The organism is Clostridium sp. ATCC 25772, assembly GCF_001573875.1.
GTDB classification, from domain to species: Bacteria; Bacillota; Clostridia; order Clostridiales; family Clostridiaceae; genus Clostridium_J; species Clostridium_J senegalense.
On sequence record NZ_LFRG01000010.1, the window covers coordinates 234,255 to 248,582 of the forward strand.

Genomic DNA, 14,328 nt, shown 5'->3' on the forward strand with positions numbered 1-14,328 from the left:
TCCTCACCTATCCATTTATGCTGGTATATGCCTTAAAATAACCTTCTATAAAATTATTATTTTTCAAACATTCTTTATAAATATTTTTGTATTGTCCTTTTATATCCTTCATAATTCCAATTTTTAAATCAACGGGATAGTATCCTATGAATTCCACTAAACGCTGTATTTTTTCAGAAGATATTTCATTATTTTCCATAGAAATTAATATGTTTTTTATAGTTAAATATAACCTTGTGTGACTTTCTTTTTTTAGTCTAAAAATTACATCTTCAGATAAACTTTCTTCATCAAATACTTCTTTGTATGTAATTAACGGTAATGTACTACTTTCTATAAAAGCCATAAACTCCTGAGCAATTTCACTTCCAACATTACCTTTCAATATATTAAAAAATATTTTTTTAGGTATTCTATAACTTTCTTCTTTATATAATTTATAACTCTTTGATACCCTTTCAAAACTTCTTGGTGTTGCTTTTATTCTTTCACTACTTTTACTACTATGCAAATATTCAGGAAATGTAGATATAAATTCTATAACTTTTTCTTCTAATTTATTATTTATTGCCCATTGAATCCAATTTTCAACATTGCTTTCCATTTCAAGCCATACAAATCTATTTTCTTGAGCTGGATCCATATCTATAACTTGATAATCGAAATCATCCTCATACTTACTTGATGGATTCATGGCTGCTAATAATTTTACAGATTCATGTAAATTATATCCATTTATTTCTTTATTCAAAATTAAGTTCATAAGTTCTTGTTGAACAGTATGTTCACAGCGATTGATTTCATCTATGAAAAGTAACACTTCTTTTCCACTATTTATAGCTTGCTGAATTTGTTGTAGCTTAGTATGCACTGCATACACTGTTCTCTTTTCAATATGTTCTAATTTGTTTTCATCTAAGTATTTGTATTCATCAACTGTTGGTAATCCACCAATCTCTCCTTCTTTTAATAAATTACCATCAATAATAAACATACTCCAATTATTTTTATTAGCTAATTCTTTTGCTAAAGCAGTTTTTCCTATACCACTTTGTCCAACTATTAATGGAACTTCATTAGTTTGAATAATTAATTCTGCTGCTAACAATGTATCTTCAAAATTCATATTTCAACTCTTCCTTATCTTTAATATTTTAATTTTTCATCTACTGCAATTCTTTTACATTTTGCACTACCGAATCTGTATATAAACATAATTTTATCCATTGATATATTATTTTGATTTATACCAATAGACTTACAGTTTAAAAAATCTCTAACGTATTTATCTTCTACATCTTCATTAGAGAAAATCTCTTTTAATATATCTTCTATTTTTTCAATATCTATGTGATTTTTAAAATATTTTATAGCTAATATATTTTCTTTTAAAAAAGACACTTTTTTTTCATAATTCAACTCCTTAACCAACTGTACTGATGCTTCATTAATTTTAACTGCTAATCTTTCAATACTTTCCTTTGGGTTTTCAATATACCTTAATGCATGATAATCTTTTTCAATTGCTAACTTTTGAATTTTTTCACTTGGATTTTTTATATATTTTATAGAATCATAGTCTTTCTCTATAGCTAAAATTTGTATTTCTTCACTTGGATTTTCACAATACTGTACAGCCCATCCTTTTTGTGCAATTCCTAATCTCACTATTTTTTCGCTTGGATTTTTTATAAATTTTAATGCATTCCATGAATTTTCAACTGCAATTTTCTGTATTTCTTCATTTGGATTCTCAATAAATTCAATTGCCCAGACATTATTTTTTACTGCATTTTTTTTCATTTCTTCACCTGGATTATTTATATATTTTATCATTAATCCATTTTTACTTATTGCTGCAATTTTCATATCATCAGTAGGATTATTTATGTTTTTTATTACTATAGGGTTTTCTTTTATTAACTTTAAAATTTTTTCCTCATTCATATAAATACCTCTATAAATTTTTAACTATTCCTTATTAATAATTATTATCCGTTATATTGTAATTATATATTTTTTTTCTTGTTTTTTCAAATATATTTTCACATAAAAATAAAAGTCAAAATCTTAAAAATGTAATTTTAATATGACACTTTTAAAGTTTTGACTAATTATTTTTATATTCTTTTATATAATAAATAAAATCCATTAATAGAATCTATTTATGCTAACCTTTACATATTTAAACTAATTATCTTGTTTGTTATATATAATAAAATTATCCTAAATTGTAAAATAATTTTAATATATTATCTTTATCAGGAACATTTTCATTGAAAAATTCCATTATAGTTTTGTCTATATTATACTTTATACTTTTAAAAGAAATATCTACAGTTCCATCATCGTCGAATTCCATAACCGCAAAGCTTACATACCCACCATCTCTAGAACATCCTATAGATCCTGGATTTATTATAGGTTTTCCTTTCCAATATTTTACAAGTGTTTGGCAATGACTATGCCCAATTAAAACATAATCGCAAACATCCCCATAATCTTCTGTAAATTCATCCAAAGTTACTTCTTGATAAAGAAGCGGTAATTCATTCATACTATCTATTCTGGAATGAACCATAAGAATTTTTTTTCCTTTTATTTCAATTATTCTTTCTGTAGGAACGGTTTTTAATTTATTAATCCTTTCTTCACCTAGAAGATTAATATTCCACTTTTGATGTTCCTTTTCACCTTCCGTAAATTCTTCACAACAATTAGTAACTATTGAATAATCAGTATTCCCTAAAATATTTATAAACCTTTTATCATTCATAATAATATCAAAAACTTCTAAAGGATTAGGCCCTTCCTGTATAAAGTCACCTAAATTCAAAATCTTATCTACATTTTCTTTTTCTGCGTACTGTAAAAAAACATTGAAAGCTTCCATATTACTATGAATATCAGCAATAACTAATACTTTTTCCTTCCCCATAGACTACTCTCCTTTGATGTTTCATTGAAATAATACTTAATTTTCTAAATTTTCCAAATAGTTATTTGTATATATTATATCACTTAAATTTTTTTAAACAATTATTTTTACTATTTTTAACAATTTTTATATGTAATTAACATTTTATTCATTATACTATTTTATCCATATATATTTTAAAATATACTATATGATTTTATTATAAGGTTTCAAACTATCTTTTAAATCTATATTAATTAAATTTCTTTTAACTTTTAACCTGATAGTTTTAATATTTTGTATTTAATGTTAAAATGTTCCTATGGAATTAAATAGATATGATTTTATCTATTAGTATTTGAAATCAAACATGCTTTTTTGAGACTTATGACTTATACGTTGTGGACTAAATTATTAATTTACTCATACTAAATTGCTATACATTGGAGGGCTGAATTTATGTATATGTTTTGTGAAAATGATAAATTGTATTTAAGACCATTAATACTTAAGGATTCAGATTTTATTTATGAACTTAAAGAAAAAAATAAAAATTTTATTTTAAACTATGCTGAAGTATCAAAAAATGCTCAAAAAGAAAAAATCAAAAATAGTATTTCTAAAGATGATGAGTTATATTTACTTATCACATTAAAAGAAACAAGAAACCATATAGGTTATATACACAGTAAATTTTTTAATAATGGAAAAATTGCTGATATAGATTTTGTAATAAATGAAAATAATTCTAAACTAATGGAGGAATCTTTAATTTTGTTTAGAAAAGAACTTTTTAAACAAGGGTGTATTAGATTAGAATGTAATATTTGTAGTTCTAATCTATTAGGAAAAAAAATATTAGAAAATTTAGATTTTAATTTAGAAGGCACTAAAGAAATGTCATATTTTAATAATAATAATTTCTTTGATGTTTTAGTGTTTGCTTCATTAAATCGTTAGTTTTGCAAGTGTGTATTATTTTATATAAAAAAACAGTGTATCATTAAAATTATTTTAATATACACTGTTTTTATTTATTTTATATTTTCTAATTCTAAAAATTCATTTAAATACAAAACTTCTATTTGTCCAGACCAATTTAGCACTGAACCAACTAAATCTTTTATATCTAAATCTTCCATATCATACGTTTCAGAACTATTAACAGTTCCTGTAGCATCTTCTATAAAAGTAACTTTATATCCTCTATCAAAAGCTGCTATTGCTGTAAACATACAACAGAATTCTGTATTAAAACCTACAATTATAACTTCATTTATGTTATTTGCCTTTAATATTTCTTCTAAATTTGTTTTGAAAAATGCACTTGGTGTAGTTTTAATTACTAATTCATCACAGTAATCTATAAATTCCTCATGTATATTTCCTCTGTCACAGTTTGGATTAAAAGGACTCTCATCGCTTTTTTCTACATGTTTTGTAAATATTATTTTATCACCTTTTGCCTTGCATATATTAATAATTTCTCTTATTTTTTCTTTTTCTTCCTTAAAATTTTTTTGACTTAAAATATGTTTTTGCATATCCACTACTATTAATGCTTTCATATTATATTCACCTCATAATTTTCTTTAAACATTTAACTAAATAAATTGATGAAAACAATCAATCTACTTCTTCATTTGATTATTTATTATTTTCTATCTCTTTAATATTATAAGTTAAAATGAAATCATTACAAGAACTTATTTTATGTTTTTATATAATATCTTCTCTATTTTTGAATTGAATTATATTTTTTCTTTAAACTTCTTCCTAGTTTTTATTATTATGAATAAAATTACTATAGCAATTATCACCAAATACTCTTCTAAGAAGATTATATTCTCTATAGCATTGACTTGATATAATGCAACAGGAAAATTTATAACTGCATGACATAGTATAGCCAAGAAAAAATATCTTATCTTTCCCTCTCTTACTGCATACAAAACTAAAAGTGACAACCCTAATTGAATTATTAATGAACTAGATCTCTCTATTCCTGCTATAATCCATGTATAAGATGGCATTTGAATCATTTGTTCTTTTATATACATTAATGTTTGTGCTGTACTATTATCAACCTTGTCTAATAAATTTTCAAAATTACCCGTATTTATCTGAATTGCTGTTATAAGATTATTTATATACATACTTCCAGCTATTAAAAAAGCTTCTATACCTCCATGTCCTAATCCATAAGCTATACCATTTTCAAAGCTTCTATCTTTCTTTAAAATCCATTTAAAGCATATAAATCTTGCAGTTTCTTCAAATATTCCAGCCATAAGACCACCATAAAGCATATATGCTATTGGTTGTCTTAAGAACGTAGCAGTTTTTTCATTATTATATAAAACATACTGATGTATAGAACCTTCTAATAATTTAACTGCCACTAAAAAAGCAATTGCCCCTACTATTACATATTTTAATGATATATTATGTTTCTTTCTTAAAAATACTATAAGTGCTATTGGCACAATAATACTTAATATAATTGTAATTATCATAAAAAATATAGAACTTCCACTTACCACTAAATCATCTCCTTAAAATATTATAATTAAAGCATTTAATATTGTGATACATTATATTTAGAATTTTTAATGAAGTTATTCTTTTTCTAAATTTTTATTTAGTTTTTTATTTATTATACATAATATCATAGATTTGTTACAATTTAATTATAAAGTAGTTTATGTACAAAAAACTAACAATTTTTTGTACATAATGGATATAGTTCTATATTTTAATTTTATTAATTCTAATCTTAATTATATCTATTTATTAATTTCTTTTCTATAAGAATTTCACGTTCTTTTTCATCTACCATATCTAAAGATTTAAATTCATATCCTTGTTCTTTTAAAGATTTAATAATTGTTCCTAATGCTTTTGGAGTAGTCTTATTTGATGCACCATCATGCATTAAAATTATTATTCTTGATTTATCAAGATTTTTACTATTCATAGCCTTAGAATAGTTACATATTAATTGCTCTACTGGAATGTTTATTCCCATTGCATCTTCAATAGATATATTCCAGTCTACATAATATAACCCCCTACTAATTAAACCATCCCTAATTTGTTTTAATGTTGATTTTTGTGGTATTCCTGTACTTGATCCACCAGGCATTCTCATAAACTCATAATTTTTCTTATTTAAATTTTCATTTAAAACATTTTTTACTTTTTCATAATCATTAAAATACACATCTGCACTTACATAATTACTATCATTATGGGTATATGTATGAGCACATATACTATGATTTTTTTCTTTAATTTCTTTTAAGATATTAGGATTTTCTTCTACTAATTTTCCTATAACAAAAAATGTAGCCTTTATATTTTCCTCATCTAAAATTTTCAAAACCTCTAACGTTGTTTCTGTTGGTCCATCATCAAAAGTTAAATATACTATTTTATCATTTTCTTTACATTTACTATCATCTGAAATAGCTAAAACGCTTATTGATGTGAAAATAATAACACTAATAATAATTGTAACTATAAAAAAATTCTTCCTTTTCATATTGGTTTATCCTTCCTTTCTATCTTCAGCAATTCTTTAAAGTCATATATTATTATTAGTATTATTGTTTTTTTATATGCTAAAGAATCCTCAACTATAGGTATTAATGTCAAAATAATGTTGACATTTTGATTATTTTCTATATAATATAAAATATAGTTAAAATTTAATAGTTTTCTTATTACGAGTGATTGAGGGATCTGGCCCTATGAAGTCCGGCAACCAGCTTTTATTAAGCATGGTGCTAATTCCAGCGGTGTTACGCCGAAAGATAAGATTTGTATTTATCCTCTTATCTTTAAAGAGGTTTTTTTGTTTTTAAAATTAAATATATGAATCTAAATACTCTTATCCAGAGTGGCGGAGGGACTGGCCCTACGATGCCCAGCAACCAGCTTTCATTAGGCAAGGTGCTAATTCCAGCGGTTTTTACCGAAAGATAAGAAAATCCCCTTCTTATCTTTTGGAGGGGATTTTTTTATTGCTAAATTTTAATACATATATTCAATACACTATTTCTATAGTTTTAACCATAATTACATTGAGGATGTGAAAATAAATATGATAAAAATTAATAATTTAACTAAAATATATAAATCTAAAAATTTTAAAGAAATTATTGGATTTGAAAATTTAAATTTAACTATTAACGAAGGCGACATATTTGGAATTATTGGTCCTAGTGGCGCAGGTAAATCTTCTGTTTTAAGATGTATTAATTTACTTGAAAAGCCTACTAAGGGCGAAATTCTTTTTAAAAATATATTAGATTTTAAAAATACCAATGATTTTATAAATATATTAGATTTATCTAATAAAGAGCTTATTTCTATAAGAAAAAAAATAGGCGTTATTTTTCAAAATTTCAATTTACTCATGAACTCTACTGTTTTTGAAAATATTGCTTTTCCTTTAAGAATAAATGGAATGTCTGACAGTGATATAACTAAAAAAGTTACTGAACTTTTAAAATTAGTTGATCTTTATGATAAGAAAGATTCTTATCCTTCTCAACTGTCTGGTGGACAAAAGCAAAGGGTAGGTATCGCTAGAGCACTAGCTAATGACCCTAAAGTTCTTTTATGTGATGAGGCTACTTCTGCCTTAGATCCTAGTACTACAGATTCAATACTATCTCTTTTAAAATCTATAAATGAAAAATTTAATATAACTGTGATTTTAATAACTCACGAAATGGATGTTATAAAAAATATCTGTAATAAAGTTGCTGTATTAGATAAAGGAAAAATAGTAGAACAAGGTTATGTAACTGATATATTTGCAAACCCAACTTCTAATATAACAAAAAAATTTTTAAATCAAAATATTACTGTTCCTGATTCTATAAAAAATAGCTGTGAAAATTCACACTCTATAGTTAAACTTACATTTTTAGGTTCTAACACAACAACATCTACAATATCTCATATTTCAAGAGAATTTAATGTGGATATAAATATTATCTCTGGAAACATAGATATTGTTCAAAATATTCAAATTGGTCATCTTATTGTAAATATTGCTTCTAATAAAAATTTAGATGAGATCCGCAATTATTTAATTAACAATGATATAGGATGGGAGGTTCTTAATTAATGATTTATGCTTTACTACAAACACTATATATGGTATTTTTTTCAACTATTTTCTCTTTAATTATAGGTTTTCCGATTGGTATTATTTTAGTACTAACAAGTAAAAATCATTTATGTGAAAACTTAAAGTTAAATTCTTTTTTAGATACTATAATAAATATATTTAGGTCAATTCCTTTTATAATTTTAATAGTTGCATTATTTCCTATTTCTAAATTTATAGTTGGAACAACTATTGGAACTACTGCTGCAATTCTTCCTCTTTCTATAGCAGCTGCTCCATTTGTAGCAAGAATTATAGAAAGTTCTCTTAAAGAAATTCCATTTGGTATTATAGAAGCTGCATTATCTTGTGGAGCAACAAATATGCAAATTATCTTTAAAGTAATGCTCCGTGAAGCAATTCCATCACTTATATCTGGAATAACCCTTACAATAATAAATATTATAGGGTATTCTGCTATGGCTGGTGCAGTTGGAGGCGAAGGTATTGGTGATTATGCTATAAGAGAAGGTTATATGAGATATAACAACAATATTGTCTTATTAACAATCTTAATTTTAATTGTAGTAGTTCAACTTATTCAAAGCATTGGCAATTATTTATGTAAAAAATCCAACAAAAAAGTTCTTTAATTTAGGAGGTATTTATTTATGAAAAAATCTTATTTTACAATAATCTTATTAACTTTATCTTTAATAATTTTTACAGCGTGTTCACCTAATAGTGGTTCTAAAGACTCTTCAAAAGAAACTAATAATTCTAATGAAAAAACTATAGTTATAGGAGCTTCTCCAGTGCCCCATACTGAAATTTTAGAATTTGCAAAAACAAAATTAAAAGATAAAGGAATAAACTTAGAAATTAAAACATTCACAGACTATGTTGTACCAAATAAAGCCCTAGATTCTGGTGAATTAGATGCTAATTTCTTTCAACATAAACCTTATTTAGATGATTTTAATAAAAATAATGGTACTGATCTAATTTCAATTGGTGAAATACATGGTGAACCTTTATCTGCATACTCAAAAAAAATAACAAATTTAAATGACTTAAAAGAAGGTTCTACTATAGCTATACCAAATGATGGTTCAAATGGTACAAGAGCATTAAAACTTTTAGAAAAGGAAAAGCTTATAACACTAAAAGATTCTAATAAAACTATACAAACTGAAAAAGATATAAAAGATAACCTGAAAAATTTTAAAATTAAATCTATAGAAGCTTCTCAACTTCCAAGAATATTAGAAGACGTTGATATTGCAATTATAAATGGAAACTATGCATTAGATGCTGGACTTGATACTAAGTCTACATTATTTTCAGAAGATATATCTGATATAAATGAATATGTTAATATTATAGCTACCACTTCTGAGAACAAGAACAACGAAGCACTTAAAGAGCTTGTTGATTTTCTTAAAAGTGATGAAATGAAACATTTTATAGAAGATAAATATGGTAACGCTATTCTTCCCGCTAATTAATAATAAATTTATCTTATATACTTTAAAAGGGTATGAATAAAATTCATACCCTTTTTTAAATATGTTCAGTTATTTAACTGATTTTCCTAATTTTTTAGATTCTTTAGAAACACCTACTTCATTTGATGTTTCCATATTCATTTTTTCTAATTCTTTTTTAGTTTTTTGACCTGCTTTTTTATTATCCTTACTATTTTTATTATTCTTATGTGACATATTACTCACTCCTTTCCTATGTTAAATCTTAAATATATCTCATAAATAGTATCAGTATTGCAGAGAAAATTATACATATATTCTGATTATTCGTTTTAGTTAATCTTTTTATTTTTAAAATATTTTATATTATAATTAATTTAAAATATAAATTTCATTGAATATAAGGTTTCAAGTTAACCTTTAAAATTATCCATTCCAAAACTTAGATACCTAAAATAGTGAGACATGCTCCGAATCACTTAGAATTCAACACTATATTTTGTATAAAAATATTTTAAAGTTATTGAATAAATTTGGAACCCTATAACTTCAATGAAACAAGTAGGAATTAAAATTAATATATAAATTATATATTAATCTTAAATTCTTATATTTAGATAAATTAATAAACAAACTTAAGAAAAGGTGATCGGTATGATAAAATTAATTGCAAGTGATATGGATGGCACTTTACTAGACTCTAACGGTATTTTACCTTTAGACTTTTATTCTGTACTCTCTAAACTAAATTCTAAAGGTATAATGTTTGTAGCTGCCTCTGGGAGACAATATCATAATTTAGTTAAGACTTTTGACAAAGTAAAGAATGATATTATTTTTGCTGCTGAAAATGGAACTTATATTGTTCAAAATGGCAAAGAATTATATTCAAATTGTATTTCTAAAGATATAATACCTGAATTATGTTCATTAGCTGCTACTTTTGATAATTGTTATATTCTTTTATGTGGAAAAAAGGCAGCTTATTTACAGACTAATAAACCATCTGTAGTAAAGGAAATAAAAAAATACTTTGAAAATGTAGAAATTGTAGATAATATAGCTACAATAGATGATGAAATTTTAAAATTTACTTTATGTGATTTTAATGGAGCTAACGGAAATTCTTATGAAGTTTTCAATGAAAAATATAAAGACAAGCTTAAAGTTGTAACTTCAGGTAATATTTGGCTTGATATTATGAATAAAGATGCTAATAAAGGTGTTGCTATTAAGTTTTTGCAAAATAAACTTAACATCTCTTTTAGTGAAACTATGGCATTTGGAGACTATTATAATGACTTAGAAATGCTTAAGGCATGTAAATATAGTTATGCGATGGGAAACGCTGTGGATGCTGTAAAAAAAGTTAGTAATTATTTAACAGACACTAATGAAGAATATGGTGTGCTTAAAGCTATAAGAGAAGCAGTTATATAACTGCCTCTTTTTAATTATATATATTTTTAGAACAATACTTGCTCTACATTAGTTAACAATAAAATTATATAAAAACATCTAATTAAAATCATAATGCCATATTAATAAATAAGTAAAACAACTACTATATTGATTTATCAATATAGTAGTTGTATAATTTCAATTAATATTCAAATAAATTTTAGGAGTGATACTACAATGTTAAATTTTTCATATAAAAACCCTACAAAATTAGTTTTTGGTAAAGATACTATATCATCACTTGGTTCTAATATAAAATCTGATTCAATTGATAAAGTTCTTTTATTATATGGTAAAGGATCTATTTTCAAAAATGGAGTTTATGATTTAGTTACTGAATCTCTTAAAAATAATAATATAGAGTTTATAGAACTTTCTGGTGTTAAACCAAACCCAGTACTTTCTAAAGTTAAAGAAGGTATAGATATAGTTAAGAATAATAACTTAAAAGCAATCGTAGCTGTAGGTGGTGGAAGTGTTATTGATTCTGCTAAAGCTATATCTGCTGGTTCTTGTTATGAGGGCAATGTTTGGGACTTGTTTGAAGGTAATGGTAAACTTGCAAAAGCACTACCTATATTTACTGTACTTACTCTTTCTGCAACTGGTTCTGAAATGAACTGTGGTGGTGTAATAACAAACGAAGATGAAGGTAAAAAATGGTCATTCGGTTCTCCATTGCTTTATCCTAGAGTATCTATTCTTGACCCATCAATACAATCTACACTTCCTACAAAGCAAACTGTTAATGGTGCTGTAGATACTATAACTCATGTATTCGAAGCATATTTTGGTGGAACTAAAAATACAGATATGGTAGATGAATTATCCGAAGGCATTATAAGAACAGTAATAAAACATTCTAAAATTCTTATTAATGATAGTAATAACTATAATTCTAGATGTGAGCTTTCTTTTGCTGCAACTTTAGCTTTAAATGGTCTTAATGGCTTAGGAAGACTTGGAGATTGGTCATCTCATTCCATAGAACATTCATTAAGTGTTTTAAATGATATATCTCACGGTGCTGGTCTTGCTATAATTATGCCTGCATGGATGAAATATGTTTATAAAGAAGATATCTGTAAATTTGCTAAAATGGGTAGAAATATTTTTAATATAAATGAGTGTGATGATGAAAAGGCCGCATTAAGTGCAATTGAAGCTCTTAAAAACTACTATAAAGAAATAGGAGCACCAACTACTCTTAAAGAAGTAGGAGTTTCATTTAAAGACTTAGATTTTGTTGCAGATAATGCAGCAATGTCTGCACCTTTAGGTACTTTTAAAAAGTTAAATAGAGAAGATATTTATAAAATACTTCAAATAGCTTTTGAGTAAATATTAAACTAAAATCCAGAATTTTTATCCTTATAATAAAAGAAATACTATTTAATTAGCTTTAAATAGTACTTCTTTTTATAAAGAAATAATAATTTATTAATTATTACATAATCCTGTACATATATTATCTAATTTTTCTAAAATACTTGAGGCTTTATCTTCATCAACTAATGCAACTATATAATCCCCACTAAGTATCCTTGTAAATCCTCTAGGTATTATTTCTTTGTCTCCTCGCTTTATTGCCACAATTAAACAATCCTTTGGCCAGTTTATATCTTTCATTAATTGTCCCTCTGTAGTACATCCCATGTGTATAGCATATTCTATCAATGTTTTAGTCTTACTGTTTCCTTCAAAATTTTCCCCATTCTTTCTTAAAATATTTTCTAGTAAACTTTCATAAATTGGTTCTGATTTTAATAAATCAGAAGTTATATATGCAAATATACAAACTATTGCTAAAGGTAACATATGATCAAAAGAACCTGTCATCTCTGTAATTAATATTATACCTGTTATAGGTGCTTTAACTATTGCAGTAAAATGTCCTGCCATTGCTAATATTATAAAAGTTAATATATAAATGCTAGGTACTCCTAAACTATAACATACTATAATGCCAAAAATATTTCCTACTAATGCTCCAAGTACTAATAATGGAAAAAATATTCCCCCAGGTATACCTGAACCAAAGCATATAAGAACTAATAAAAATTTTATAACTAAAAAAAGCAACAAAGTTACCAATGCATACTTATTTTCTGACAAACTCATTATAAGATTATGCCCACCACCAATTAATATTGGTGAAATCACACCTACAATTCCTGTTACTATAAAAGGTATTATTGTCTTTACTTCAATAGGAATTCTCTTAAAGCTACCATAAATTTTTTGACTTTTTAATATTCCTTTGTTAAAAATTGTACCACTTATACCAACTAAAACTCCTAATAATATTAAAACCCAATAAAACTTCAAAGGCAATGAAGCTATTCCTTTAAAATTTAATGCTGGATCTAAACCTAAAAATCTCTTTGCCACAAAATCTGCTGTAAGTGCTGATGACATGGCAGAAAGTAAAACTAATGGAGAAAAATTTTTATGAGTTTCCTCTAATGCAAACATTACCCCTGATAATGGTGCATTAAATGCAGCTGCTAATCCTGCACTAGCTCCACTTGTAGTTAAAAACTTTTCTTCAATATTTACTCTTTTAAAAATCCTAGAGAACCCTTGTCCAACTGCTGCTCCCATTTGAACTGATGGACCTTCTCTTCCTGCTGAAAGACCTACCCCTAAACAAATCACTCCACCTATAAATTTATTTATAAGAACTCGTAACCAATTAATGTTTAATTTTCTAACTAAAAATCCCTCTACTTGAGGTATCCCACTACCTGATATCATCGGCTCTTTCTTTACTAACACACCAACTAAATATCCTAAAAATGATAAAATTATAATTACAACTGCTATTTTTATAGGGTTACCCTTTGAACTACTATAAATATCATTAGAAATTTTAAATAATTTATCTATAGCTAACCTATTCAAAACAATAATTATACCTGTAATCAGGCCAACTACAGCACCTTCAATTATAAGCTTAAATCTTAAATTTTTTCTATGTGATAAAATATTAGTAGTTTTATCTTTAGATATCTCCATTTTAATCCTCCTTTTCTTAATATGAACAGCAAAAAACTAAGCATTTAAAATTTAAATACTTTTTCATATACTTAAAATTATTTATACTTTATATGAATTTGCTCTTTTTTATTATATAACTCATATCAAATTATTTCAAATTTATAAATTAAAATTTAAAATACATTAAAGCAACTATCTTTTTACACGAAATATATATTAACTTTTTCTATAACAAAATTTTTATTATAATATTATTCATAGAAAAGTTAATTTGCAAATTTATACTAAAAACTGTATATTCAAAATATATATAATATATTAATATTTTTAAAAAGTAGGTG

14 protein-coding genes and 2 riboswitches are annotated in these 14,328 nt (G+C 25.2%); of the genes, 6 read left to right on the forward strand and 8 right to left on the reverse strand.

What is annotated here, in order from left to right; genetic code table 11:
* Nucleotides 1-7 precede the first annotated feature (7 nt).
* From AZI32_RS05780 to AZI32_RS05790, 3 genes are all read right to left on the reverse strand, one after another.
* The gene (locus AZI32_RS05780) at nucleotides 8-1,126 is read right to left on the reverse strand and encodes an ATP-binding protein (protein WP_061994943.1); all 1,119 of its coding nucleotides are present in this window, start codon (nucleotides 1,124-1,126) and stop codon (nucleotides 8-10) included.
* Between the two features lie 20 nt (nucleotides 1,127-1,146).
* Nucleotides 1,147-1,947 (reverse strand): hypothetical protein, encoded by an 801-nt coding sequence (locus tag AZI32_RS05785; RefSeq protein ID WP_061994944.1) that lies wholly within the window; start codon nucleotides 1,945-1,947, stop codon nucleotides 1,147-1,149.
* A 274-nt stretch (nucleotides 1,948-2,221) separates the two neighbouring features.
* Nucleotides 2,222-2,938: a metallophosphoesterase family protein gene (locus AZI32_RS05790; protein WP_061994945.1), complete on the reverse strand. Its 717-nt coding sequence runs from the start codon at nucleotides 2,936-2,938 to the stop codon at nucleotides 2,222-2,224.
* Nucleotides 2,939-3,376: 438 nt separating this feature from the next.
* Here AZI32_RS05790 and AZI32_RS05795 point away from each other — a divergent pair, with 438 nt between their 5' ends.
* Nucleotides 3,377-3,877 carry a GNAT family protein gene (locus AZI32_RS05795; protein WP_061994946.1) on the forward strand — a complete coding sequence of 167 codons (501 nt, stop codon included), beginning with the start codon at nucleotides 3,377-3,379 and terminating at the stop codon, nucleotides 3,875-3,877.
* Between the two features lie 74 nt (nucleotides 3,878-3,951).
* Here the strand turns inward: AZI32_RS05795 and AZI32_RS05800 are convergent, their stop codons facing one another.
* The 3 genes from AZI32_RS05800 to AZI32_RS05810 all read right to left on the reverse strand — a co-directional run bounded on the left by AZI32_RS05800 (nucleotide 3,952) and on the right by AZI32_RS05810 (nucleotide 6,461).
* Entirely contained in the window at nucleotides 3,952-4,485 is a 534-nt protein-coding gene (locus AZI32_RS05800) for an isochorismatase family protein (protein WP_061994947.1), read from the reverse strand.
* A gap of 183 nt (nucleotides 4,486-4,668) precedes the next feature.
* Entirely contained in the window at nucleotides 4,669-5,460 is a 792-nt protein-coding gene (locus AZI32_RS05805; protein ID WP_061994948.1) for a YhfC family intramembrane metalloprotease, read from the reverse strand.
* 233 nt (nucleotides 5,461-5,693) lie between these two features.
* Nucleotides 5,694-6,461 (reverse strand): polysaccharide deacetylase family protein, encoded by a 768-nt coding sequence (locus AZI32_RS05810; RefSeq protein ID WP_061994949.1) that lies wholly within the window; start codon nucleotides 6,459-6,461, stop codon nucleotides 5,694-5,696.
* Nucleotides 6,462-6,636: 175 nt separating this feature from the next.
* A riboswitch (SAM riboswitch) is annotated at nucleotides 6,637-6,739 on the forward strand.
* A 67-nt stretch (nucleotides 6,740-6,806) separates the two neighbouring features.
* Nucleotides 6,807-6,907, forward strand: a riboswitch (SAM riboswitch).
* Between the two features lie 115 nt (nucleotides 6,908-7,022).
* On the opposite strand from AZI32_RS05810, the gene AZI32_RS05815 reads away from it, so the two are divergent.
* The 3 genes from AZI32_RS05815 to AZI32_RS05825 are packed head-to-tail and all read left to right on the forward strand — an operon-like array spanning nucleotide 7,023 to nucleotide 9,547.
* Nucleotides 7,023-8,057 (forward strand): ATP-binding cassette domain-containing protein, encoded by a 1,035-nt coding sequence (locus tag AZI32_RS05815; protein ID WP_061994950.1) that lies wholly within the window; start codon nucleotides 7,023-7,025, stop codon nucleotides 8,055-8,057.
* On the forward strand, nucleotides 8,057-8,692 hold the full coding sequence (locus AZI32_RS05820; protein WP_061994951.1) for a methionine ABC transporter permease: 636 nt from the start codon (nucleotides 8,057-8,059) through the stop codon (nucleotides 8,690-8,692). The genes AZI32_RS05815 and AZI32_RS05820 overlap by 1 nt, the downstream gene beginning before the upstream one ends.
* 18 nt (nucleotides 8,693-8,710) lie before the next feature.
* Nucleotides 8,711-9,547: a MetQ/NlpA family ABC transporter substrate-binding protein gene (locus AZI32_RS05825; protein WP_061994952.1), complete on the forward strand. Its 837-nt coding sequence runs from the start codon at nucleotides 8,711-8,713 to the stop codon at nucleotides 9,545-9,547.
* A gap of 69 nt (nucleotides 9,548-9,616) precedes the next feature.
* Here the strand turns inward: AZI32_RS05825 and AZI32_RS17900 are convergent, their stop codons facing one another.
* Nucleotides 9,617-9,763, reverse strand: coding sequence for a small, acid-soluble spore protein, alpha/beta type (locus tag AZI32_RS17900; protein WP_082761150.1), 147 nt, complete (start codon nucleotides 9,761-9,763; stop codon nucleotides 9,617-9,619).
* Between the two features lie 417 nt (nucleotides 9,764-10,180).
* On the opposite strand from AZI32_RS17900, the gene AZI32_RS05830 reads away from it, so the two are divergent.
* A complete protein-coding gene (locus AZI32_RS05830; protein ID WP_061994953.1) occupies nucleotides 10,181-10,966 on the forward strand; it encodes a Cof-type HAD-IIB family hydrolase in 786 nt (261 codons plus the stop codon).
* 198 nt (nucleotides 10,967-11,164) lie between these two features.
* Nucleotides 11,165-12,328 carry an iron-containing alcohol dehydrogenase gene (locus tag AZI32_RS05835; RefSeq protein WP_061994954.1) on the forward strand — a complete coding sequence of 388 codons (1,164 nt, stop codon included), beginning with the start codon at nucleotides 11,165-11,167 and terminating at the stop codon, nucleotides 12,326-12,328.
* A gap of 99 nt (nucleotides 12,329-12,427) precedes the next feature.
* Here the strand turns inward: AZI32_RS05835 and clcA are convergent, their stop codons facing one another.
* Complete coding sequence (gene clcA / locus AZI32_RS05840) at nucleotides 12,428-14,005, reverse strand: H(+)/Cl(-) exchange transporter ClcA (protein WP_061994955.1); 1,578 nt, start codon at nucleotides 14,003-14,005, stop codon at nucleotides 12,428-12,430.
* Between the last annotated feature and the right edge of the window lie 323 nt (nucleotides 14,006-14,328).

Bases quoted from the DNA above. Each gene is read 5' to 3' on its own strand.
- AZI32_RS05815 (WP_061994950.1), top strand. From the start codon at position 7,023: ATGATAAAAATTAATAATTTAACTAAAATATATAAATCTAAAAATTTT.
- AZI32_RS05795 (WP_061994946.1), top strand. From the start codon at position 3,377: ATGTATATGTTTTGTGAAAATGATAAATTGTATTTAAGACCATTAATA.
- AZI32_RS05820 (WP_061994951.1), top strand. From the start codon at position 8,057: ATGATTTATGCTTTACTACAAACACTATATATGGTATTTTTTTCAACT.
- AZI32_RS05810 (WP_061994949.1), bottom strand. From the start codon at position 6,461: ATGAAAAGGAAGAATTTTTTTATAGTTACAATTATTATTAGTGTTATT.
- AZI32_RS05785 (WP_061994944.1), bottom strand. From the start codon at position 1,947: ATGAATGAGGAAAAAATTTTAAAGTTAATAAAAGAAAACCCTATAGTA.
- AZI32_RS17900 (WP_082761150.1), bottom strand. From the start codon at position 9,763: ATGTCACATAAGAATAATAAAAATAGTAAGGATAATAAAAAAGCAGGT.
- AZI32_RS05835 (WP_061994954.1), top strand. From the start codon at position 11,165: ATGTTAAATTTTTCATATAAAAACCCTACAAAATTAGTTTTTGGTAAA.
- clcA (WP_061994955.1), bottom strand. From the start codon at position 14,005: ATGGAGATATCTAAAGATAAAACTACTAATATTTTATCACATAGAAAA.
- AZI32_RS05790 (WP_061994945.1), bottom strand. From the start codon at position 2,938: ATGGGGAAGGAAAAAGTATTAGTTATTGCTGATATTCATAGTAATATG.
- AZI32_RS05800 (WP_061994947.1), bottom strand. From the start codon at position 4,485: ATGAAAGCATTAATAGTAGTGGATATGCAAAAACATATTTTAAGTCAA.
- AZI32_RS05830 (WP_061994953.1), top strand. From the start codon at position 10,181: ATGATAAAATTAATTGCAAGTGATATGGATGGCACTTTACTAGACTCT.
- AZI32_RS05780 (WP_061994943.1), bottom strand. From the start codon at position 1,126: ATGAATTTTGAAGATACATTGTTAGCAGCAGAATTAATTATTCAAACT.
- AZI32_RS05825 (WP_061994952.1), top strand. From the start codon at position 8,711: ATGAAAAAATCTTATTTTACAATAATCTTATTAACTTTATCTTTAATA.